The following is a 22,759-nucleotide window of genomic DNA, read 5'->3' as shown; positions in this document are numbered from 1 at the left end:
AAAGCATGGATTTTTGGAGGAAGGTGCGCACCGCTTTGGTACTCCGCCATTGTCTGGGCATGCCTTGTCACAGCGGCAAAGTCCAGACAAAGTCTTTGTAAAGATGGCTGCTCAGGTGCCAGGCTGCGCGCGAACCAACGAATCGAGTGGCCACCGGGGCTTCACATCAAACGCGTACTCGCGGTTCGGCGCTTCGCAACCCGCCTGCAAACGCATGGCAGCCGCCAGCGCGATCATGGCGCCGTTGTCGGTGCACAGATGCAGTTCCGGGTAGTGCACGCGCACACGGCGCGCGGCGCAGGCGGCATTGAGCTGCTCGCGCAGGTGGCGGTTGGCGCCCACGCCGCCAGCGACCACCAGGCGCTGCAAACCCGTTTGCGCCAGCGCCGCCAACGATTTCTTCACCAACACCTCGACAATGGCCGCCTCGGTGCTGGCGGCCAGATCGGCCTTGCGCGCGGGCAGGTCGTCGCCCAGTTTTTTGGCCTGCGTCATCACGGCCGTCTTGAGGCCGGCAAACGAAAAATCCAGGTTGCCGCTGTGCAGCAGCGGGCGCGGCAACTTGAAAGCCACCGCACTGCCCTGCTCTGCCAGGCGCGAAAGCGCCGGTCCGCCAGGGTAGCCCAGGCCCATGAGCTTGGCCGATTTGTCAAAGGCTTCGCCAGCCGCATCGTCAATGGTTTCACCCAGCAACGCGTACTGCCCCACGCCATCGACGCGCATCAGTTGCGTATGACCGCCAGACACCAGCAAGGCGACAAACGGAAACTCGGGCGGGTCCGCGCTGAGAAAGGGCGAGAGCAAATGCCCTTCCAGATGGTGCACACCCAGCACCGGCACCTCCAGCGCCGAACCCAGCGCGCAGGCCACGCCGGCACCCACCAGCAAGGCGCCCGCCAGGCCCGGGCCGCGGGTGAAAGCCACCACGTCCACCTCGGGCAGGGTGCAGCCACTCTCGTACAGCACCGCTTCGGTCAGCGGCAATACGCGGCGGATATGGTCGCGGCTGGCCAGTTCGGGCACCACGCCGCCGTAGGCCTGGTGCATCTCGATCTGGCTGTGCAGGGCGTGCGCCAGCAAGCGGGGCACGCGCGCGCCACCCTGCGTGCGCACCAGCGCGACACCGGTTTCGTCGCAGGACGACTCGATACCAAGGACAAGAAGGGAGTTCAGATGCATAGCAGTTCTGCCCGAGTGTAGGCGCAGGGACCCTGCGCGGCAGAAGGCGTTGCAAGCGGGAATCGCCCGCAGCCCACGATGCTTCTGCCGGGCAGGCACCCTACAGCATGGGAGAATCGCAGGCATATGAATCCGCAGCAGTACGTACAAGAAAAAGCCGCGGCTTCGGGCAGCAGTTTCTATTACGCCTTCCTGTTCATGCCCGAGCAGCGGCGCCAGGCCATTACCGCTTTTTATGCGTTTTGCCGCGAAATAGACGATGTTGTCGACGAAGTCACCGACACCAACGTTGCTTACACCAAGCTCGCCTGGTGGCGCAGCGAGCTGACGCAAACCTTCGCCGGCAAGGCCACACACCCGGTCACCCAGGCGCTCATGCCGCACCTGCAAACGTTCGGCATCGAGGCAGCGCCGCTGCTGGCCGTGATCGAGGGCTGCGAGATGGACCTGAACCAGAACCGTTACCTCGACTACCCCGGCCTGCAGCGCTACTGCCACCTGGTGGCCGGCGTGGTCGGCGAGGTGGCTGCGCGCATCTTCGGGCAGACGCAAGCGGCCACCACCGACTACGCGCACAAGCTGGGCCAGGCCCTGCAACTGACCAACATCCTGCGCGACGTGGGCGAGGACGCAATGCGCGGGCGCATCTACCTGCCGGTCAACGAGCTGCAGCAGTTCGATGTGAAAGCCAGTGAAATTCTGGAGCGCAAGACCTCCGAGCGTTTTGTCGCCCTGATGCGCTTCCAATCCGAACGCGCTCACCGCCTCTACGACGAAGCCCTTGTCCTGCTGCCTGCCGAAGACCGGCGCGCGCAAAAACCCGGCCTGATGATGGCCAGCATCTACCGCACGCTGCTGACTGAAATCGAACGCGACAACTTCCAGGTGCTGAACCAGCGCGTGGCGCTCACGCCGCTGCGCAAGTTCTGGCTCGCCTGGAAGATGCAGGCGCTCGGGCGGATGTAGCCGCGTGGCCGGTATGCGCATGCGGATCGCCGTGGTCGGGGGCGGCTGGGCGGGGTTGGCCGCCGCCGTGGCCGCCGCCGAAGCCGGGCACGACGTGACGCTGCTGGAGGCCGCGCGCAGCCTGGGTGGGCGGGCGCGCAGGGTCGCACTGCCAGGCGCCGATGGCGCCCCGCTGCTCCTCGACAACGGCCAGCACATTCTGATTGGCGCCTACACCGATTGCCTGCGCCTGATGGACACCGTGGGCATTGACCCGCGCGATGCCTTCGTGCGCCTGCCGCTGGCGCTGCGTTTTGCAGACGGCAGCGGCCTGCAGTGGCCCGACATCGCGCCCCCCTGGGACGCCCTGCTGGGCATTGCGCGGGCCCGCGGCTGGAGCTGGCGCGAGCGCCTGGCGATGCTGGGGCGCGCCCAGACCTGGCAGCGGCGGCGCTTTGCCTGCGCGCCCGAAGTGTCTGTGGCCGCGCTGTGCGAGGGCCTGCCGCCCCGACTGTTGGGCGAATTCATCGAACCGCTGTGCGTCGCAGCACTGAACACGCCGGCAGAAGAAGCCAGCGGCCAGGTGTTCCTGCGCATCCTGCGCGACAGCCTGTTGGGCGGCCCCGGCGGTTCCAACCTGCTGCTGCCGCGCAAAGATCTGAGCGCGCTGCTGCCCGACGCGGCCGAGCGCTGGCTGCGCTCGCGCGGCGCCATCGTGCGCACCGGCGCGCGGGTACAGGCGCTCACGGCAACGGCGCGCGGCTGGAGCGTGGACGGCTCGCCTTTCGACGCGGTGCTGCTGGCCGCGCCCAGCACCGAGGCCGCGCGCCTGGTGGCCCAATGCGCCCAGGATGCACCGCTGGCCGATGCCGTGGCGCTGTGCGATTGGGCGGCGAGCGCGCAAGCGCTACGCTTTGAATCCATTGCCACGGTGTACGCCCAGGCCGCAGCGCCCGCCAGCGGCAGCGTGCTGGCGCGGCCCATGCTGGCGCTGCGCTCAGCACCCGCGCAGTTCGTGTTCGACCGTGGGCAACTGGGCGGCCCGGCCGGCCTGCTGGCCTTCGTGGTCAGCGCGAGCCGCACCGAACGCGCGCAAACCGAGGCACAGGTGCTGGCGCAGGCCGAGCGCGAGCTAAACCTGCCGGGCCTCCAGTGCGTGCAAACCGTGGTGGAGCGCCGCGCCACCTTTGCCTGTACGCCTGGCCTGGCACGCCCGGCCGCGTACATCGCGCCCGGCCTGTGGGCCTGCGGCGACTACGTTGACGGGCCGTATCCGGCCACGCTCGAAGGCGCGGTGCGCAGCGGGCAGGCGGCTGCAGCACATCTACAGGGCGCTATCGAATAACTAGCTGCAAACGCTTTCCATATAAGCGTTGGAGCCATATTTCATTCATATTTCCATGGCTGCGTCTGCGCCTGCCTCTGGTGCAGCGCCCGACGCGTCCAGCACATCGGCCAGGCGCAGGCGATCCAACCGCGCGCCCTGCCACAGAGGTTCCACATGCGGGCCGCGCTCCAGCAGCAGACGCTGCACCAGAGGCGCCAGCGGCGTGGTGGCCGGGTCTGCGAGCAGCACCAGGCGCGGTTCATCGCGTCGGCGGTCCGCGTTTTCTTCAATGCGCGCAACCCAATCCAGCGCCAGCAGGGCTTCGAGCGCCGGCGCCAGTTGCAAGGCGTCCACCCGCATCTGCCGCGCCAGCGCCGTGGCCCGCAAACCGCGCCCGTGGCCGATGCGCGCGCGGTGCAGGTGCTGCAGCAGCTCAATGGCCAGCTCGAAGCTCCAGCCCTGGTGCCCTGAGCGGCGCGCCACCCCGGCCATCAGGCTGGGCAGGTAGGCCGCCACCACCGCGCCCAGCAGCACGATGACCCAGGCGATGTAAATCCAGATCAGCAAAATCGGCAACGTGGCAAAGGTGCCGTACACCGCTGAGTAGGTGGGCATGCGCGCCAGGTACAGCGCCAGGCCTTTCTTGGCCAGCTCGATGCCCACCGAGACGAAAATGCCGCCGGCCCAGGCATGGCGCCAGCGCACCGGTGTGTTGGGTATCGAGTGGTAGAGACTCGCCATGCCGCCTGCCAGCACGATGAACTGCAGTGAATGGATGAGCAGCGACACGCCGTTGGGCAGCGTCTCCACCAAGCCGCGCGAGGCCGAGATGGCATACGACGTGAGCGCCAGGCTGGTGCCCAGCAGCAGCGGCACAAAGGTGAGGGCCGCCCAATAGATCAGTACCCGCTGGCCCAGTGGCCGCAGGCGGCGCACGCGCCAGATGTTGTTGAAGGTGCGGTCCACGGTGAGCATCAGCGCCAGCGCCGTGACGATCAGGGCACTGAAACCCACCAGACCGAGCTGGCTGGCCTTGGCGGCAAACTGGTTCAGGTAGTCCAGCACCGGGCGCGAGATCGAGTTGGGCACCAGGCTCTGCAGCAGCCAGCGCTGCAGCACCTCCTGCACGCGGCTGAACATCGGAAAGGCGCTGAACACCGCCAGCGCCACGGTAAAGAAAGGCACCAGCGCCAGGATGGTGGTGAAAGTCAGGCTGCTGGCGGTAAGCCCCAGCCGGTCTTCCCGGAAGCGCTCGCGCAGCGTCTGTGCCGTGACCTTCCAAGGAAAGTGCGAGAGATCGTGCAGCAGCGCCTGCGCTGTGTGCTCGGGCCGGCCATGAGGGAATTCCATGGCCGGTATGATGCCATCGCGATGCCCGTGCCCGACCGATCCAACCTCTCGCCCGTCCCCCCACCCTACCAGCCCAATGCTGCCCCCGCCGCCGTGCGGCGTGCCCGCAGCGTGGCGGTCGCCAGCCTGCTGGCGTTGATTGTGCTGAGCCTGGCCTGGGAGCTGTGGCTCGCCCCCCTGCGGCCCGGCGGCTCGTGGCTGGCGCTCAAGGCGCTGCCGCTGTGCGTACCGCTGGCCGGTTTTTTGAAGAACCGCATGTACACCTACCGCTGGGTCAGCCTGATGGTCTGGCTGTATTTCACCGAAGGCATCGTGCGCGGCTGGAGCGACCAGCCGCCGAGCAACTGGCTGGCATGGGCCGAAGTGGCGCTGTGCACCGTGCTGTTCACCGCCTGTACCGCGCACATCCGCCTGCGCCTGCGCAAACCCGCGCCGCTGGCCGCCGCCGCGCCTGCCACCTTGTAACCCCCGAGCCTCCGGGCCTCCATTTCCCTATTTCCATGTCCGATTTTCTAGCCACCCTGCGCAGCCTGGTCGGGCCGGCGCATGTCTTGACCGAAGGCGACCTGAGCGCCTACGAGCGCGATTGGCGCGGCCGCCTGCACGGCAAGGCCCTGGCCGTGGTGCGCCCTGCCAACACCGACGAGGTCGCGGGCGTGGTGCGCGCCTGCGCGGCCTTTGGCGTGCCCATGGTGCCGCAGGGCGGCAACACCAGCCTGTCGGTCGGCTCCACGCCCGACACCTCGGGCCGCGAAGTGGTGCTCAGTCTCACGCGCATGAACGCCGTGCGGGACACCGACCAGGCCAACCTCACCATGACGGTGGAAGCCGGCTGCGTGCTGCAAAACGTCCAGGCCGCCGCCGAAGCGGCCGGGCTGCTGTTCCCGCTCTCGCTCGCCGCCGAGGGCAGTTGCACCATTGGCGGCAACCTGGGCACCAACGCCGGCGGCACGCAGGTGCTGCGCTACGGCAACACGCGCGAGCTGTGCCTGGGGCTTGAAGTGGTCACGCCGCAGGGCGAGGTCTGGAACGGCCTCAAGGGTCTGCGCAAGGACAACACCGGCTACGACCTGCGCAACCTGATGATCGGCAGCGAAGGCACGCTGGGCGTCATCACCGCCGCCACGCTCAAGCTCTTCCCCCGCCCCGCCGCACGCCTGACGGCCTGGGCGGCGGTGCCCTCGATGGAGCAGGCCGTGGCCCTGCTCTCGCTGGCGCAGCGCAGCCTGGGCGCCGACCTGACGGGCTTTGAGGTGATGGGCCGCTTTGCCCTCTCGCTGGTGGACAAGCACATGCCGCAGTTGCGCGTGCCATTTCTGGAGCAGGAAGCGGCGCAGTACGGCGTGCTGCTGGAAAATTCCGACAGCGAATCCGAGGAACACGCCCGCGCACGCTTCGAGGCCTTGCTGGAATCCGCGTTCGAAGCCGACTGCGTGCTCGACGCCGTGGTGGCAGAAAGCATCGCCCAAGCGCAACAGCTGTGGCACATCCGCGAGAGCATTCCCCTGGCGCAGGCGCAAGAAGGCCTGAACATCAAGCACGACATCTCGGTGCCGATCTCGCGTATCCCCGCTTTTGTCAACGACACCGACGCACGCCTGGCGCGCGAGATTCCCGGCGTGCGCCTGGTCAACTTCGGCCACCTGGGCGATGGCAACCTGCACTACAACGTGCAGGCGCCCGAGGGGTGCGACGCCGCCGCCTTTCTGCGCGAGCGCGAGGGCGACGTCAACGACCTGGTCTATGCCGCCGTGGCGCAGTTTGGTGGCTCGTTCTCCGCCGAGCACGGCGTGGGCGCGCTCAAGGTCGATACCCTCAGCCAATACCAGTCGCCCGTGGCGCTGGCCATGATGCGGCAGGTCAAGCAGGCGCTGGACCCGCAGAACCTGATGAATCCGGGGCGTGTCTTGAAACTCTAATGCGTCAGCCGGCGCTTGTGGACATCTGGGCTGGGTGCGCATTCGCCCAGTCCTGCGCTGCCTGCCAGCCGGGCGGCACACAGCCCTGCTGCTGCACACACAGGCTGGCACTGGCCAGGGCGTGGCGCAAGGCCTGCCGGCAAGGCTCGCCCGCCAAGCCGGCAAGGAACGCGCCCAAGCTGGCACCAGACGCCGCCTGCGCCTGGTGCAGCAGATGCGCCAGCAACCCCGCCAGAAAACTATCGCCCGCGCCCACGGTGTCGACCACCGCCAGCGGCTGGGCTTCCCTGGCAAAGTACGCCCCACCCTCACGGTGCAGCAGCCAGGCGCCGGCGCCGCCCAGTGTCAATACCAGCCAATGGGTGTGCAGCGCCCTGTCCATCAGGTGGCGCGCCCGCTCCAGGGGACTCGCGCCGGGCATGGCCAGATGCTCCAGGTCTTCATCGCTGACCTTGATGACATCGGCCTGCGCCAGCACGGCGCGCACATGCGCCTGGTAGGCGGGCAGATCCGGCATCACGGACGGGCGCAGATTGGCATCCACCACCACGCAGCGCCCCGCGGCGCGCTGGCCGCGCAGCCAGGGCAGGTAGACGCCGGCGTCGCGTGCGTCCAGCGCCAGCGCACCGGTACACACCAAGCGCAAGCCAGCGTGCTGCGCACAGGCCTGCGTGAGGCCGGCAGCATCCACCATCCGGTCGGCCACGCCTTCCCGGTAAAACGCGTAATCCGGTTGCCCCTGCGGCGTGAGGTTGACCACCGCCAGCGAAGTCACTTCCTGCACGGGATCCGGACGCGCCAACTGCACGCCATCGCCCTCCATCGTGGCGGCAAGCTCGCGCCCCCAGTGGTCGCGCGAGAGCGGGTTGAGGTACAGCGTGCCCACGCCTTGGCGCGCCAACGCGCGGCACAGGTTGTACGGCGCGCCACCGGGACACGGCAGGTAGCTGCCGCCAGGGGTCTGGATGAGATCGATCAGGGCTTCACCAGCAACGGCGATCTGAATAGAGAGTGGAACGGGCATGGTGAACGAGCGGCGAAAGAGTCAAAACGTTGGCTGGCTACGACCGACGGCGGGAAGGATTGTGGGCCCAGACACCCTATCGCAGGAACAGACATTGCTCGGCCAGCCCCCGCAAATCTTTCATGGACGGCCTGTCTGATTGCGGTCCTCCAGGAGGAATGCCCTGGCGCTGTGAGCGAAGCACCCATCGCCCATCGCCCATCGCCCCTAGAATTTGCCCTGTCAACCCGCTGCCACAATTGCGGCCGCGCCCAAACGAAGGCGCTTTCCTCTTCACCCGCCCTTTGCGCCAGCCCTAAAGTCAGCCATGCCATCCCAGTACGAAGACCTCATGCGCCATGTGTTCACGCACGGCGTGCACAAATCCGACCGGACCGGCACCGGCACGAAAAGCGTGTTCGGCTACCAGATGCGCTTCGATCTGCGCGAAGGCTTCCCGCTGGTGACCACCAAAAAGGTGCACCTCAAATCCGTGATCCTGGAACTGCTGTGGTTCCTCACCGGCTCCAGCAACAACCACTGGCTGACCGAGCGCGGCGTGACCATCTGGAACGAATGGGCGGGCGAAGACGGTGAGCTGGGCCCGGTCTATGGCGTGCAATGGCGCAGTTGGCCCACGCCGGACGGCGGCCATATCGACCAGATCAGCGAGGTCATCCAGACGCTCAAGACCAACCCCGATTCGCGCCGCATCATCGTCAGCAGCTGGAACGTGGCGGAGCTGCACAAGATGGCTCTCATGCCCTGCCACGCCTTCTTCCAGTTCTACGTGGCGCCCGCGACCGAACCGGGCGGCCGCGGCCAGCTCTCGTGCCAGCTCTACCAGCGCAGCGCCGACATCTTTTTGGGCGTGCCCTTCAACATCGCCAGCTACGCCCTGCTCACGCACATGGTGGCCCAGCAATGCGACCTGGATGTGGGCGACTTCATCTGGACCGGCGGCGACTGCCACATCTACAGCAACCACGAAGAGCAAGTGCGCACCCAGCTCGCGCGCACGCCGTATGCGCTGCCGCAACTGCATATCAAACGCCGGCCCGCCACACTGTTTGATTACGCGTTCGAAGATTTCGAAATGCTGAACTACGAACACCACCCCGCCATCAAGGCGCCGGTGGCGGTCTAGATGGCCGCATAGCATGCAAGTCAACCTCATTTACGCCCGCGCCGCCAACGGCGTGATCGGCAAAGACGGGCAAATGCCCTGGCACCTGCCGGAAGACCTGGCGCACTTCAAGCGCCTGACCAGCGGCTGCCCGGTGGTCATGGGCCGCAAGACCTGGGATTCGCTGCCCACGCGCTTTCGCCCGCTGCCGGGCCGGCGCAACATCGTCGTCACGCGCCAGGAAAATTGGCATGAAAATGGCGCCCAGCGCACATCCAGCTTGGGTGAGGCGCTGCAACTATGCGAGTCCTCTGACACCGTGTGGGTGATTGGCGGCGCGCAGATCTACGCGCTGGCCCTGCCGCTGGCCCATGCCGTTGAAGTCACCGAGATCGAGCGCGAATACGCCGGCGACGCCTACGCGCCCGAACTCGGCCCGGAATGGGTCGAGCAGCACCGCGAGCGCCTACAGGCGCAAGACGGCACGCCGCTGAGCTTTGTGCGGTATGAGCGGGCGAGGCGCTAAAGCGCCCTAGCCTCAAACCGCGTAGCGCTTCTCCAGCGCATCCAGCGCCGGCTTTCCCACCAGCCGCTGGCGCTCGGCAAACGGCGCCACCAAGCCCGAGTCTTCGCGCACCGAGCGCTCATCGCGCAGCACGGTGAGTGCCTTTTGCATGCCCATCACGGCGCCCTGCAGCGCGGCGTTGGCGTAGAGCACGATGCCGTAGCCCATCTGCGCAAGTTCCTCGGCACCGACGATGGGTGTCTTGCCGCCAATCACCATGTTCATGAGTTGCGGCTTTTCAAGGCGCTGCGGCAGCGTGCGAATGTGCTCGGCCGTGGTAACGGCCTCGACAAACAGAATGTCCGCCCCCGCCTCGCTGAATTTCTGCGCGCGCTCGACGGCGGCTTCGAACCCCTGCACCGCGCAGGCATCGGTGCGCGCCAGAATCAGCAGGTTGCTGTCTTGGCGCGCATCCACCGCCGCCTTGATTTTGGCCACGGCCTCTTCGGTCGAAATCACCTCCTTGCCGGCAAAGTGCCCGCAGCGCTTGGGCGCCACCTGGTCTTCGAACTGGATGCAGTCGGCCCCGGCGCGCTCGAGCACGCGCACGGTGTGGCGCACGTTCAGCGCGTTGCCAAAGCCGGTATCGGCGTCGACGATCAGCGGCAGACTGACGGCATCGCGAATGCGCGCCGTGTGCTCGGCAATTTCATGCAGGCCCATGAAGCCCTGGTCCGGCAGGCCGAACCACATGTTGGTGACGCCGGCGCCGGTCACATAGATCGCCTCGAACCCAAGGTCTTCAATGACCTTGGCCGAGAGCGCGTTGAATGCGCCGGGCACCAGCATGCCCCGGCGTGCGTTGACAAGGGCCTTGAGTTGTTGTTTGGTGTTCATGTCATTACCTTAAGAAAAATGGGCTCTAGGGAGCCTCTGCACGAATCGCGTGGCAAGCGGGCGCTGCGGCCCGGGATGAGCTGCAAGGCGCAAACCGCAGCGATAGCCGTAGCTATCGCGAGGATTTGCAACGCTGCAGATCGCCCGAGGCCGCAGATGCACACGGCGCGACGATTCGTGCAGAGGCTCCCTAGCGCTTACTGGATATGCGCTGATAGCTATCAAATATGAATGTTTGAGCAAGTGGGTGGACTGCTGGTCGCCACAGGCGCGCGGCGGGATCTGCGCCGCATACCGCCCGCTGATTCGAGCGATTTGCCCGTGCTGTGCAGGCGAGCGAAACGCCACTTGCCCTGTGGGGGCTGTTGGGTTTTTCGTTAAACCTCCACCACATTCCCTGGTACCCGCACCCAACCCTCCATCAAAATCCGCGCGCTGCGGCTCATCAGCGCCTTGGTGACTTGCCACTGGCCGCCCGCCTGTGCGGCTTCGGCGCCCACGCGCAGCGTGCCCGAGGGGTGGCCGAAACGCACGGACTGGCGTGGTACGCCATCCTTACCGCCCTCACCGCCAGCCGCCAGGTTGACCAGCGTGCCGGGGATGGCGGCAGCGACACCAATGGCAACGGCGGCGGTGCCCATCATGGCGTGGTGCAGTTGGCCCATGGAGAGGGCACGCACCAGCAGATCGATGTCGCCGGCCTTGACGGGGTTGCCGCTGGACGCCGTGTAGTCGGCCGGCGGGGCGACAAAAGCAACCTTGGGCGTGTGCTGGCGCGTGGCGGCTTCGCCCAGGTTTTCGATCAGCCCCATGCGCAAGGCGCCCTGCGCGCGAATGGCCTCGAACCGGGCGAGCGCCTGCGGGTCGCCGTTGATGGCGGCTTGCAGCTCGGTGCCGGTGTAGCCCAGGTCGTGGGCGTTCAGGAAAATGGTGGGGATGCCGGCGTTGATGAGCGTGGCGGGGAAGCGGCCCACGCCGGGCACATCGAGCACGTCCACCAATGCGCCCGTCGGGAACATCGCGCCGCAGCCCTCGCCGCCGCCCTCGTCCGCTGGGTCCATGAATTCCAGCGCCACTTCGGCGGCCGGGAAAGTGACGCCATCGAGCGCGAAGTCGCCCGTCTCCTGCACCTGGCCCTCGGTCATCGGCACGTGGGCGACGATGGTTTTGCCGATGTTGGCTTGCCAGATGCGAACGGTGGTCACGCCGTTTTTCGCAATGCGCGCGGCATCAATCAGCCCCATGTGGATGGCGCAGGGGCCGACGGCGGCGGAGAGGTTGCCGCAGTTGCCGCTCCAGTCCACAAAGGGCTTGTCAATGGCGACCTGGCCAAACAGGTAATCCACATCGTAGTCGGCACGGGTGCTCTTGCTGAGGATGACGGCCTTGCTGGTGCTGGACGAGGCGTTGCCGAGGCCGTCGATCTGCTTGCCATACGGGTCGGGGCTGCCGAGCACGCGCAGCAGCAGGGCATCGCGCGCCGGGCCGGGTTGCTGGGCGGGCTCCGGCAGGTCTTGCAGGCGAAAGAACACGCCCTTGCTGGTGCCGCCGCGCAGATAGGTGGCTGGGATTTTGATTTGGGGGGCGAAGGTGGTCATGGGCGAGAGCTTTGGGCAGGCGAAGAGGTGTTGTATTGATTTGATAGCTGCTTGCGCTTATGGGATAAGCGCTAGAGGCCGATTTGACTCAATTTCATGTCTGGGCACTTTGCGGGCAGAGGCTGGGCCGGGATGTCGCGGTCAATGAGGCTGCGTGCCATGGTCCGGGATCGGGGTCAGAACACGAGTTTCGCTGCGCGAAATCGTGGTCTGACCCCAATGCCTGCGCCGCATGTGCTGCCAATCCCTGGGCACAGGGCAGCAGCGGGCCAGGCAGCACCGTTTGGCTCATGGTTTCCGCGCCAGAAAGTCTTGTGCAAAGCGCTGCAGCACGCCGCCCGCTTCGTACACCGCCACTTCATCGGCCGTGTCCAGGCGGCAGGTCATGGGCACGTGCAGCATGTCGCCATTCTTGCGCGTGACGACCAGCGTGACCTGCGCGCCGGGCTGCAACTCGCCCTGCACGGCGTAGGTTTCGGTGCCGTCGAGCGCCAGCGTGAGGCGCGTGGTGCCGGGCAGAAATTCGAGCGGCAGCACGCCCATGCCGATCAGGTTGGTGCGGTGGATGCGCTCGAAGCTCTCGGCCGCAATGGCTTCGACGCCCGCCAGCCGAACGCCCTTGGCGGCCCAGTCGCGGGACGAGCCTTGGCCGTAGTCGGCGCCGGCCACGATGATGAGCGGCTGGCGGCGCGCCAGGTAGGTTTCGATGGCCTCCCACATGCGCATGACCTGGCCTTCGGGCTCGACGCGGGCCAGCGAACCGGCCTGCACGTGGCCCTCCTCGTCGCGCACCATTTCGTTTTTCAGCGTGGGGTTGGCGAAGGTGGCGCGCATGGCGGTGAGGTGGTCGCCGCGGTGCGTGGCGTAGGAATTGAAGTCTTCCTCGGGCAAGCCCATGGCGTGCAGGTATTCGCCCGCAGCGCTGCTGCGCAAAATGGCGTTCGAGGGCGACAGGTGGTCGGTGGTGATGTTGTCGGGCAGGAGGGCCAGCGGCCGCATGTTGGCCAGCGTGCGCGGGTTCGCGGCCAGTGCGCCAATGCCCTCGGTGTCCCAGTACGGCGGACAGCGAATATAGGTGGACTGCGGGCGCCAGGCGTATTGCGGGCTTACGGTTTCGCCGTTGTCCTTGCGGATGGCAAACATGGGCCCGTACACGGCACGGAACATGTCGGGCTTGACCGCACTGCGCACGATAGCGTCGATCTCTTCATCGCTGGGCCAGATGTCGCACAGACGAATCTCTTGCCCATTCACCACGCCGAGCACGTCTTTCTCGATGTCAAAGCGCACCGTGCCCGCCAGCGCATACGCCACCACCAAGGGCGGCGACGCCAGGAAGGCTTGCTTGGCATACGGGTGAATGCGGCCGTCGAAATTGCGGTTGCCTGAGAGCACGGCGGCGGTAAACAGCTTGCGGTCCACGATCTCCTGCTGAATCTGGGGGTCCAGCGCGCCGCTCATGCCGTTGCAGGTGGTGCAGGCAAAGCCGACGATGCCAAAGCCGAGCTGCTCCAGCTCGGTGAGCAAGCCCGCTTCCTGCAAATACAGTTCCACGGTCTTGGAGCCCGGCGCCAGCGATGATTTCACCCAGGGCTGGCGCACCAGGCCCAGGCGGTTGGCGTTGCGTGCCAGCAGGCCGGCGGCGATCACATTGCGCGGGTTCGAGGTGTTGGTGCACGAGGTAATGGCCGCGATGATCACCGCGCCATCGGGCAGGGTGCCCTCGCCTGCTTCGGGCATGGCCCACGCGCCGGCAATGCCCTTGGCCGCCAGGTCGGCCGTGGCCACGCGGGCATGCGGGTTGGACGGGCCGGCCAGGTTGCGCACCACGGCCGACACATCAAAGCGCAGCACGCGCTCGTACACGGCGCCATCCAAGCTGTCGGCCCACAGACCGGCGGCCTTGGCGTAGGTCTCCACCAACTGCACCTGCTCGGCGCTGCGGCCGGTGAGCGTGAGGTAGGCCAGCGTTTGCGCGTCGATGGCAAACAGCGCGGCCGTGGCGCCGTATTCGGGCGCCATGTTGGAGATGGTGGCGCGGTCGCCAATGGTCAGGCCCGGCACGCCTTCGCCGTAGAACTCCAGGTAGGCGCCCACCACTTTGGATTGGCGCAAAAACTCGGTCAGCGCCAGCACCACATCGGTGGCCGTGATGCCAGGTTGCCGCGTGCCGGTCAGCTCGACGCCGATGATCTCGGGCAGCCGCATCATGGAAGGGCGGCCGAGCATCACGTTCTCGGCTTCCAAGCCCCCCACACCTACGGCAATCACGCCCAGCGCATCGACGTGCGGGGTATGCGAGTCGGTGCCTACGCAGGTATCTGGGTAAGCCAGGCCATCGACGGCATGCACCACGGGCGACATTTTTTCCAGGTTGATCTGGTGCATGATCCCGTTCCCCGCGGGGATGACCTGCATGTTGGCAAAGGCTTTTCTCGTCCACTCGATGAAGTGAAAGCGGTCCACGTTCCGGCGGTCTTCGATGTTGCGGTTCTTCTCAAACGCATCGGGGTCGAACCCGCCGCACTCCACGGCCAGCGAGTGGTCCACGATGAGCTGCACCGGCACCACCGGGTTCACCTGCGCCGGGTCGCCGCCCTCCTTCGCAATGGCGTCGCGCAGGCCCGCCAAATCCACCAGCGCCGTTTGGCCCAGGATGTCGTGGCAGACCACGCGCGTGGGGTACCAGGGGAAGTCGCGCTCACGCTTGCGCTCTATCAGTTGCTTGAGGCTGTCGGTGACGGTGGCAGGGTCGGCCTTGCGCACGATGTTTTCGGCGTGCACGCGCGAGGTGTAGGGCAACTGCGCCCAGGCGCCGCTCTGGAGGGCGTCCACGGCCGCGCGTGCGTCGAAGTACTGCAAGGCCGTGCCGGGCAGCGGTTGTTGATGGGGTCTTGTCATGGGGCAGGCTCGTTCTGTGGGTGGCTCACACGCGTTCGGCAATCGGCACGAAGCACTGGTCTTCGGGGCCGGTGTAGTGGGCACTGGGGCGGATGATCTTGTTGTCCACGCGCTGCTCGATCACGTGCGCCGCCCAGCCGCTGGTGCGCGCAATGACGAACAGCGGCGTGAACATGGCGGTGGGCACGCCCATCATGTGGTAGCTCACGGCGCTGAACCAGTCGAGGTTGGGGAACATGGCTTTCACCTCCCACATCACGCTCTCCAGCCGCTCGGCAATATCAAACATCTTGGTCGAGCCCGCTGCTTCCGAGAGCGATTTGGCGACGCCCTTGATGACGACGTTGCGCGGGTCGCTGACGGTATAGACCGGGTGGCCAAAGCCGATGACCACTTCCTTGGCCTCGACACGGCGGCGGATGTCGGCCTCGGCTTCGTCGGCATGGTCGTACCGCTTCTGGGTTTCGAACGCCACCTCGTTGGCGCCGCCATGCTTGGGGCCGCGCAGGGCGCCAATGGCGCCGGCGATGGACGAGTACATGTCGCTGCCGGTGCCGGCAATGACCCGGGCGGTGAAGGTGCTGGCGTTGAATTCGTGCTCGGCGTACAGGTTCAGCGAGGTGTGCATGGCACGCACCCAGGCATCGGGCGGCGTGCGGCCGTGCAGCAGGTGCAAGAAGTGCCCACCAATCGAGTCGTCGTCCGTCTCCACGGCAATGCGCTTGCCCTGCGTGCTCCAGTGGTACCAGTAGAGCAGCATGGAGCCAAGCGAGGCCATCAGCCGGTCGGCAATGTCGCGCGCGCCGGGCAGGTTGTGGTCGTCCTTCTCGGGCAGCACGCAGCCCAGCGTGGACACGCCCGTGCGCATCACGTCCATCGGGTGCGCGCTTGCAGGCAGGTGCTCCAGCGCGTGTTTCACGCTGGCGGGCAAGCCGCGCATGGATGCGAGCTTGGCCTTGTACGCCCGAAGCTCCGCAGCGGTGGGCAGCTTGCCGTGCACCAGCAAGTGGGCGATTTCTTCAAAATCGCAGGCCTCGGCCATGTCGAGGATGTCGTAGCCCCGGTAGTGCAGGTCGTTGCCGGTGCGGCCCACGGTGCACAAGGCGGTGTTGCCGGCCGTTACGCCCGAGAGGGCGACGGACTTCTTGGGCTTGAAGCCCGCGGGTTGGCTGAGATCGGTCATGCGGTTTCCTTGGAAAGATAAGCGGCGGGAATCGAAATGACCGGCCCAACCAACGGGGTGCCCCTGGCGTGGGCATGTCCGCGGGAGACAACTTTTGTCGCTTGCAAAGCGTTTGCAGGATTGGTCATAATTCGCAATGTACGCAAGACTAATCGCCCATGAAATCACTGAATTGGCGATGTTTTGCGAATGAATTCTGAAATTTTGCAAATTTTGCGAATACCGAAAGGCGGCAATGGCAAAGACGTTCATGGGGGTGCGATTGCGCAGCCTGCGCGCCGAGCGCGGCATGTCGCAGGTGGCGTTCGCACATGCACTGGGCCTGTCGCCCAGCTACCTCAACCAGATCGAGCAGGACCAGCGGCCGCTCACCGTGGCGGTGCTGCTCAAGATCCACCGCACCCTGGGCGTGGACATCCAGCAGTTCTCGGAAGACGAGGTGGCGCGGCTGGTCGCGCAGCTGCGCGATGCGCTGGCCGACAACCCGGCGCAAGAGACCATCGACCTGCCCGACCTCCAGGAGCTGGCCAGCAAACTGCCCAAGGTAGGCCGCGCCATCCTGGCGCTGCACCGGCGACAGATGGAAGCCATTCAACGCATGGAAACCCTGTCGCTGGAACTAGGCGATGGCCGCGATGCCATGACCAGCGTGCGGTCCACCTCGTTCGAGGCGGTGCAGGACTTTTTCTTTGTCTACCGCAATTACTTCCACGGGCTCGATACCGCAGCCGAAGCGCTGGCGCAGGAAGCACAGGCCTCTGGCCAGACGCTTGGCAACTGGCTCACGCAGCGCCTGCTGACCCGGCACGGCGTGCGCGTGGTGCCGTCGGATGGTGAGCAGACAGGGCAGCAGCGCCGCTTTGACCCGCACAGCGGCGTGCTGTACCTCTCGCCCACGCTCAAAGCCGGACAGCAAGCGTTTCAGCTGGCAACACAGCTCGCCCTGCTCGACATGGACGCCGCCATACAGGCGCTGGTCGACGAAGCGGCCTTCGACAACCCTGCCGCCCAGATGCTGGCGCGCATCGGCCTGGCGAACTACGTGGCGGGCGCCCTGCTGCTGCCCTATACGAAGTTTCTCCAGGCCGCAGAAAGTTTGCGCTACGACATCGACCAACTGGCACAGCAGTTCGGCGTAGGGTTCGAGACGGTGTGCCACCGCCTGAGCACGCTGCAGCGGCCGGGCGCACCAGGGGTGCCGTTTTTCTTCATGCGATTGGACCGGTCGGGCAATATCTCCAAGCGCCAGTCGGCGACACACTTTCACTTTTCCAAGACCGGCGGCACCTGCCCGCTGTGGAACGTGTACGAGGCGTTCTCGCAACCGGGGCGCGTGCTGCCGCAACTGGCCAGCATGCCCGACGGCCGGGCCTACCTCTGGATCGCCCGCAGCGTCTCGCATGGCGCGCGCGGCTATGGCTCGCCGCGCAAGACGTTTTCGCTTGCCCTGGGCTGCGACATCCAGTACGCGCCGCGCCTCGTGTACTCCAAAGGCCTGGACCTGAAGGACCCCAACGCGGCCACGCCTATCGGCATGGGCTGCAAGGTCTGCGAGCGCACCGCCTGCCCGCAGCGGGCCTTTCCGTTCGTCGGCCAGCCCCTGCGGGTGAACGAGAACGAGAGCTGGTTTTCCCCGTATTCGGTAGAGCAGGCACCGCCGCCTGCCCCCATGGCCCCGCCCCCTGCGCCCACAGGCGTGCACCGCATACGGCGCTGACCCGGCCGCTTGGCCCTTTGAACAAGCTCTTAGCTCTTAGCTCTTACCCTGCCGCGAGTTCTTCCCGCAGCACCTTGGCCGCACCCACCATGCTCGCCAGCGCCGCGCGCGTCTCGGGCCAGCCGCGCGTTTTGAGGCCGCAGTCGGGGTTGATCCACAGGTTCTCGCGCGGCACCACCGCCACGGCTTTGCGCATCAGGCGAAGGATTTCGTCCTGCGTGGGCACGCGAGGTGAATGGATGTCGTACACGCCTGGGCCAATCTCGTTCGGGTACTGGAAATCGCCAAAACCGCGCAGCAGTTCCATGTCGGAGCGGCTGGTTTCGATGGTGATCACGTCGGCATCCATGGCGGCGATCTCGGACAGGATGTCGTTGAACTCCGAGTAGCACATGTGGGTGTGGATCTGCGTGTCGTCCGCCACGCCCGAGGCGCTGATGCGAAACGCCCGCGTGGCCTGCGCCAGGTAGGGCTTCCAGCCGGCGCGGCGCAGGGGCAGGCCTTCGCGAATGGCGGGCTCGTCGATTTGCACGATGCCGATGCCGGCGCTCTCCAGGTCGACCACTTCGTCGCGAATCGCCCAGGCGATTTGCTCGGTGGTGGCGCTGCGCGGCTGGTCGTCGCGCACAAAAGACCATTGCAGGAGGGTGATGGGGCCGGTCAGCATGCCTTTGACGGGCTTGGTGGTGAGGCTTTGGGCAAAGGCCGTCCAGGCCACCGTCATGGCGCGGGGGCGGGCCACATCGCCGTAGATCACCGGGGGCTTGACGCAGCGCGAGCCGTAGGACTGCACCCAGCCGTTTTCGGTGAACGCAAAGCCATCGAGCTGCTCGCCAAAGTACTCGACCATGTCGTTGCGCTCGGCTTCACCGTGCACCAGCACATCAATGCCGAGGGCTTCCTGCTCGCGCACCGCCAGGGTGATTTCCGCTTCCATCTTCTGGCGGTAGTCCGCCTCGCCCAGCGCGCCGCGCTTGAAGGCGGCGCGGGCGGCGCGAATGGCCGGCGTCTGCGGGAACGAACCAATGGTGGTGGTCGGCAGCGGCGGCAAGGCGAAGCGTGCGCGCTGCAGGCGCTGGCGCTGGGGGAACGCCGACTGGCGCTTGTCGTCGCTATCCACCGCCCGGGCGATGCGCAGGGCCACGTCCGCGCGGTGCACCCGCGGGCTGGCGCGGCGGGCGGCAATGGCGTGGCGAGCAGCTTGCAGTTCGGCGGTGACCGATGCGGTGTCGCCGCCCAGGGCGGCGCTCAGCACGAGCAGTTCGTCCAGCTTTTCAATGGCAAAGGCCATCCACGATTGGATTTCTGCGTCCAGCAAGGTTTCTGCCTGCAGGCTGAACGGCACATGCAGCAGGCTGCACGATGGCGCCAGCCAGAGCTCGCCCCGGTGCTTGTCGGCCACGGGGCGCAGGCGCTTGAGCGCGGCATCGACATCGGTGCGCCAGATGTTGCGGCCATCGACGATGCCCACCGACAGCACCTTGTGCGCAGGCAGCCAGTCGGCCACGCCGACCAGTTCGTGCGGGGCGCGCACGGCATCCACATGCAGGCCGGCCACGGGCAGTTGGCAGGCCAGACGCAGGTTGTCTTCCAGCGGCGAGAAGTAGGTGGCCAGCAAAATCTGCGGCGCCGAGCGGGCCAGTTGCCAATAGCTGCGCTCAAAGGCGTTGCGCCAATCGGCGGGCAAGTCGAGGCCCAGGATGGGCTCGTCCACCTGCACCCAGGTGACGCCCTGCTGCTTGAGCCGGGTGAGGATGTATTCGTACACGGGCAGCAAGGCGTCGAGCAGTGAGAGGCGGTCCAGCCCGGCCTCCTTCTCTTTGCCGAGGTACAAGAAACTCAGCGGCCCGAGCAGCACCGCCTTGACAGGGTGGCCCAGCGCCTGGGCCTCGGCCACTTCGTCAAACAAGCGGGTAGACGCCAGCTTGAATTCCGTGGTACTTGAAAATTCGGGCACCAGGTAGTGGTAGTTGGTGTCGAACCACTTGGTCATTTCCAGCGCAAAACCGTGCGCGTGGCTCGCGCAGCAGCCACTGTGCTGCGCCTTACCCGTCACGCCGCGCGCCATTGAAAAATAGCGCGACAGCTCCGACTCGGTCCCGGCAAAGCCAAAACGCGTGGGCTCGCAGCCCAGCAGTTGAATATGGTTGGCCACGTGGTCGTAGTAGGCGAAATCGCCCACGGTCACGAAGCCAAGGCCAGCGTCAGCCTGGGCCTGCCAGTGCGCCTGGCGCAAGTCGGCGCCGACCTGCTCCAGCGCGGCTTCGCCGATCTCGCCACGCCAGTGTTTTTCAAGGGCGAATTTGAGTTCGCGGTGGGCGCCCATGCGGGGGAATCCAAGGGTATGTGTGCGAAGTGTTTTCATAACCACGATGGTCGAACTTCTGCGTTTATTATTCAAACGAAAAATATCCAAGATCAACTTGAATCAATTTCATGACGCAATCGATTCTTGAAATCCGCCACCTGCGCACCCTCGCCGCCCTGCGCGATACCGGCAGCCTGGTGCGCGCTGCGCAATTGCTGCACCTGACGCAATCGGCCCTGTCGCACCAGATCAAGCAGCTGGAGGCGCATTTCGGCGGCGCGCTGTTCGAGCGCAAATCGGTGCCGCCGCAGTTCAGTGCCATTGGCCTGCGCCTGCTCACACTTGCCGACACCCTGCTGCCGCAAGTGCAAGAGGCCGAGCGCGATGTCGCCCGCCTGGGCCAGGCAGGGGCCGGGCAACTGCGCATCGTGGTCGAGTGCCACACCTGCTTTGACTGGCTGATGCCGGCGATGGACGCGTTTCGCACCGGCTGGCCCGAGATCGAGCTGGACATCGTCTCGGGCTTTCACCCCGACCCGATTGCCTTGCTGCTGCAAGACCGTGCCGAGGTCGCCATCGTCTCGGAGCCCGACCCAGACGAGGCGGTGGATTTCCACCCGCTGTTCAGCTTTGAAATTCTGGCGCTGCTGGCCAACCACCACCCACTGGCCGACAAGGCGCGCCTGGCCGCCGAAGACTTTGCCGACCAGACACTCATCACCTACCCGGTGCCCGACGACATGCTCGACATCCTGCGCCAGGTGCTCACCCCCGCCGGCGTGGCACCCGTGCACCGCCGCACCACGGAGCTCACGGTCGCCATGCTGCAACTGGTGGCCAGCGGCCGCGGCATCGCCACCCTGCCCCGCTGGGCCGTGCAGGGCTACCTCGACCGCCACTACATTGCCGCGCGCCCCGTGGGCCCGGCAGGCTTGACCGGGCGCCTCTACATGGCCAGCACCGCCACCACCAGCGCCCGCCCGTGGATGGCCGACTTCGTGCAGACCACGCGCGAGACCTGCTTCAAGAACTTTCCGGGGATAGCGCTGCTGTAGCCGCGAGCGGCGCAGGCTTGGTGCGCTGCCTGCATCGTGGGGAACGGCCGGCCATCACAGCGGTCGGCGTAGGTGCGTCAATATTTGGTTAAATAGGCCTACAACGCTTATCCCATAAGCGCTAGAAGCTATCTATTTGATAGTATTGATAAGCTGACTTTGCAGATTTGCATCCACTGCAACCCGGCACGCGCAACCCAACTGCACCAGCAGACCTGTACCACCGCAGCGCCAAACGACGATCCGCCCAGCGTGGGGTTGGTGCCGCCCTCAAAGTCATGTGATAATTGAAATCACATGAAAAGAAACGACCGACTTTCTGTCGCTCTGCACGCCTTGCTGCACTTGGCACTCAAGCCGGAGGCCTCGATGACCTCTGCCGAAATGTCGGCCTGCATCGGCTCCGACCCCGCCGTCATTCGCCGCACGCTGGCCGGCTTGCGTGAGGCTGGCATTCTGCAAACGCGCAAGGGCCACGGCGGCGGCTGGCAACTGGCCAGACCCTTGGCGGACCTGAATCTCAAGCAGGTCCAGGACGCTATCGGTGCGCGGATATTCCCGGCGCCCACACGCACCGAGAGCCCCGGTTGCCTCGTCGAGCAAGCAGTGGAAGCAGCACTGGACGGCGCCTTGGCCCAAGCGGCCGCTTTTCTGGATGCGCGGCTGGAGGGCATCGACCTACAAACCATCGCCGCCGACGTGGCGCGCAAACACGCACACACGAAAGCGCCCTCATGACACCCACCCGACACCAAACCGTCGCGATTGGCGACGGGCTCACGCTGCACGTGACCGAACAGGGCCAGGGCCCTGCCGTATTGCTGTGCCACGGTTTCCCTGAAACCAGCCATGCCTGGCGCCACCAACTGCCGGCTCTGGCAGTGGCGGGCTACCGGGCCATTGCGCCAGACCTGCGGGGTTACGGCAGCAGCAGCGCACCCACAGACCAGGGGCAGTATTCGATCCTGCACCTGGTCGGCGACCTTGTCGCCCTGCTGGACGCGTTGGCGCTCGACCGTGCAGTCATCGTCGGAAGCGACTGGGGCGCCACCATCGCATGGCACGCAGCCTTGTTGCGCCCAGACCGGTTTTGCGCCGTGGCGGCGCTGGGTGTGCCCATGATGGGGCGCCCACCACGCCCGCCCAGCCAGCTGTTTCCACAGAATGCCGAGGCGCTGTTCTATACCCTCTACTTCCAGCAGCCCGGCGTGGCGGAACAAGAGTTGGAACGCGACGTGGCGACCACCCTGCGCAAGCTGCTGTTCGCCGCGTCCGGTGACGCCGGCCCGCGTCTGCCGGGCGACCACACGCCCAACCCGTTTGGCATGGTCTCACGTGCGCAAGGCCTGCTCGCGCCGTTGAACACTCCGGCACGACTGCCGGCATGGCTTGAAGAAGAAGACCTTGCAGCCTTCGTGCGCGCTTTCTCCACAAGCGGGTTCCAGGGTGGGCTGAATTACTACCGCAATCTGGACCGCAACCGGGAGCTGATGGCAATGTTCAGCGGCCTGAAGGTGCAGGTGCCTGCCCTTTTCATGGTGGGCGAACGCGATGCCGGGCTGTCCATGCCGGGCATGCGGGACATCATCGCTGCCATGCCAGCCCTGGTGCCGCACCTCACGCGCAGCGCGATCATCGAACGCGCCGGTCACTGGCTTGCACAAGAGCGCCCACAGGAGGTGAACGCCTTGCTGATCGACTTTCTCAACCAACTGGCAGGCAACGGCACTGCATGAGGTAAGCACC

The 22,759-nt window shown here is 66.1% G+C and carries 18 protein-coding genes; 10 read left to right on the top strand and 8 right to left on the bottom strand.

What is annotated here, in order from left to right:
- Positions 1 to 111 precede the first annotated feature (111 nt).
- The gene (gene tsaD, locus D3F03_RS00485) at positions 112 to 1,179 is read right to left on the bottom strand and encodes a tRNA (adenosine(37)-N6)-threonylcarbamoyltransferase complex transferase subunit TsaD (RefSeq protein WP_119107424.1); all 1,068 of its coding nucleotides are present in this window, start codon (positions 1,177 to 1,179) and stop codon (positions 112 to 114) included.
- A 126-nt stretch (positions 1,180 to 1,305) separates the two neighbouring features.
- Between tsaD and hpnD the strand changes: the two genes are divergently transcribed.
- The gene (gene hpnD / locus D3F03_RS00480; protein ID WP_119107423.1) at positions 1,306 to 2,145 is read left to right on the top strand and encodes a presqualene diphosphate synthase HpnD; all 840 of its coding nucleotides are present in this window, start codon (positions 1,306 to 1,308) and stop codon (positions 2,143 to 2,145) included.
- 19 nt (positions 2,146 to 2,164) lie between these two features.
- Entirely contained in the window at positions 2,165 to 3,469 is a 1,305-nt protein-coding gene (gene hpnE / locus D3F03_RS00475; RefSeq protein ID WP_119108482.1) for a hydroxysqualene dehydroxylase HpnE, read from the top strand.
- A gap of 45 nt (positions 3,470 to 3,514) precedes the next feature.
- Here hpnE and D3F03_RS00470 read toward each other — a convergent pair whose 3' ends face one another.
- Positions 3,515 to 4,801 carry a YihY family inner membrane protein gene (locus tag D3F03_RS00470; protein ID WP_119107422.1) on the bottom strand — a complete coding sequence of 429 codons (1,287 nt, stop codon included), beginning with the start codon at positions 4,799 to 4,801 and terminating at the stop codon, positions 3,515 to 3,517.
- Between the two features lie 21 nt (positions 4,802 to 4,822).
- On the opposite strand from D3F03_RS00470, the gene D3F03_RS00465 reads away from it, so the two are divergent.
- Positions 4,823 to 5,266, top strand: a complete 444-nt coding sequence (locus tag D3F03_RS00465) for a DUF2069 domain-containing protein (RefSeq protein WP_119107421.1) — start codon at positions 4,823 to 4,825, stop codon at positions 5,264 to 5,266.
- A gap of 35 nt (positions 5,267 to 5,301) precedes the next feature.
- Positions 5,302 to 6,720, top strand: a complete 1,419-nt coding sequence (locus tag D3F03_RS00460) for an FAD-binding oxidoreductase (protein WP_119107420.1) — start codon at positions 5,302 to 5,304, stop codon at positions 6,718 to 6,720.
- A 4-nt stretch (positions 6,721 to 6,724) separates the two neighbouring features.
- On the opposite strand, the gene D3F03_RS00455 is transcribed toward D3F03_RS00460, so the two are convergent.
- Positions 6,725 to 7,744, bottom strand: a complete 1,020-nt coding sequence (locus D3F03_RS00455; protein WP_119107419.1) for a carbohydrate kinase family protein — start codon at positions 7,742 to 7,744, stop codon at positions 6,725 to 6,727.
- Between the two features lie 307 nt (positions 7,745 to 8,051).
- Between D3F03_RS00455 and D3F03_RS00450 the strand changes: the two genes are divergently transcribed.
- Positions 8,052 to 8,870, top strand: a complete 819-nt coding sequence (locus D3F03_RS00450) for a thymidylate synthase (RefSeq protein ID WP_119107418.1) — start codon at positions 8,052 to 8,054, stop codon at positions 8,868 to 8,870.
- 13 nt (positions 8,871 to 8,883) lie between these two features.
- Positions 8,884 to 9,375, top strand: coding sequence for a dihydrofolate reductase (locus D3F03_RS00445; protein WP_119107417.1), 492 nt, complete (start codon positions 8,884 to 8,886; stop codon positions 9,373 to 9,375).
- A gap of 12 nt (positions 9,376 to 9,387) precedes the next feature.
- Here the strand turns inward: D3F03_RS00445 and D3F03_RS00440 are convergent, their stop codons facing one another.
- From D3F03_RS00440 to prpC, 4 genes are all read right to left on the bottom strand, one after another.
- A complete protein-coding gene (locus tag D3F03_RS00440) occupies positions 9,388 to 10,251 on the bottom strand; it encodes an isocitrate lyase/PEP mutase family protein (protein WP_119107416.1) in 864 nt (287 codons plus the stop codon).
- A 377-nt stretch (positions 10,252 to 10,628) separates the two neighbouring features.
- Positions 10,629 to 11,849, bottom strand: coding sequence for a 2-methylaconitate cis-trans isomerase PrpF (gene prpF / locus D3F03_RS00435; protein ID WP_119107415.1), 1,221 nt, complete (start codon positions 11,847 to 11,849; stop codon positions 10,629 to 10,631).
- A gap of 288 nt (positions 11,850 to 12,137) precedes the next feature.
- Positions 12,138 to 14,750, bottom strand: a complete 2,613-nt coding sequence (gene acnD, locus D3F03_RS00430; RefSeq protein ID WP_119107414.1) for a Fe/S-dependent 2-methylisocitrate dehydratase AcnD — start codon at positions 14,748 to 14,750, stop codon at positions 12,138 to 12,140.
- A gap of 25 nt (positions 14,751 to 14,775) precedes the next feature.
- On the bottom strand, positions 14,776 to 15,933 hold the full coding sequence (prpC, locus tag D3F03_RS00425) for a bifunctional 2-methylcitrate synthase/citrate synthase (RefSeq protein ID WP_119107413.1): 1,158 nt from the start codon (positions 15,931 to 15,933) through the stop codon (positions 14,776 to 14,778).
- Positions 15,934 to 16,168: 235 nt separating this feature from the next.
- Here prpC and D3F03_RS00420 point away from each other — a divergent pair, with 235 nt between their 5' ends.
- Positions 16,169 to 17,650 (top strand): short-chain fatty acyl-CoA regulator family protein, encoded by a 1,482-nt coding sequence (locus tag D3F03_RS00420; RefSeq protein ID WP_119107412.1) that lies wholly within the window; start codon positions 16,169 to 16,171, stop codon positions 17,648 to 17,650.
- Positions 17,651 to 17,693: 43 nt separating this feature from the next.
- Here the strand turns inward: D3F03_RS00420 and metE are convergent, their stop codons facing one another.
- Positions 17,694 to 20,015 carry a 5-methyltetrahydropteroyltriglutamate--homocysteine S-methyltransferase gene (gene metE / locus D3F03_RS00415; protein WP_119107411.1) on the bottom strand — a complete coding sequence of 774 codons (2,322 nt, stop codon included), beginning with the start codon at positions 20,013 to 20,015 and terminating at the stop codon, positions 17,694 to 17,696.
- A gap of 71 nt (positions 20,016 to 20,086) precedes the next feature.
- Here metE and D3F03_RS00410 point away from each other — a divergent pair, with 71 nt between their 5' ends.
- The 3 genes from D3F03_RS00410 to D3F03_RS00400 all read left to right on the top strand — a co-directional run bounded on the left by D3F03_RS00410 (position 20,087) and on the right by D3F03_RS00400 (position 22,749).
- Positions 20,087 to 21,013 carry a LysR family transcriptional regulator gene (locus D3F03_RS00410; RefSeq protein ID WP_119107410.1) on the top strand — a complete coding sequence of 309 codons (927 nt, stop codon included), beginning with the start codon at positions 20,087 to 20,089 and terminating at the stop codon, positions 21,011 to 21,013.
- Between the two features lie 297 nt (positions 21,014 to 21,310).
- Complete coding sequence (locus tag D3F03_RS00405) at positions 21,311 to 21,751, top strand: Rrf2 family transcriptional regulator (RefSeq protein ID WP_119107409.1); 441 nt, start codon at positions 21,311 to 21,313, stop codon at positions 21,749 to 21,751.
- The gene (locus D3F03_RS00400) at positions 21,748 to 22,749 is read left to right on the top strand and encodes an alpha/beta fold hydrolase (RefSeq protein ID WP_119107408.1); all 1,002 of its coding nucleotides are present in this window, start codon (positions 21,748 to 21,750) and stop codon (positions 22,747 to 22,749) included. The genes D3F03_RS00405 and D3F03_RS00400 overlap by 4 nt, the downstream gene beginning before the upstream one ends.
- Positions 22,750 to 22,759: the final 10 nt, after the last annotated feature.

The organism is Simplicispira hankyongi (assembly GCF_003570885.1).
Classification (GTDB): domain Bacteria; phylum Pseudomonadota; class Gammaproteobacteria; order Burkholderiales; family Burkholderiaceae_C; genus Simplicispira; species Simplicispira hankyongi.
This window is presented reverse-complemented; position numbering and strand designations above follow the sequence as displayed.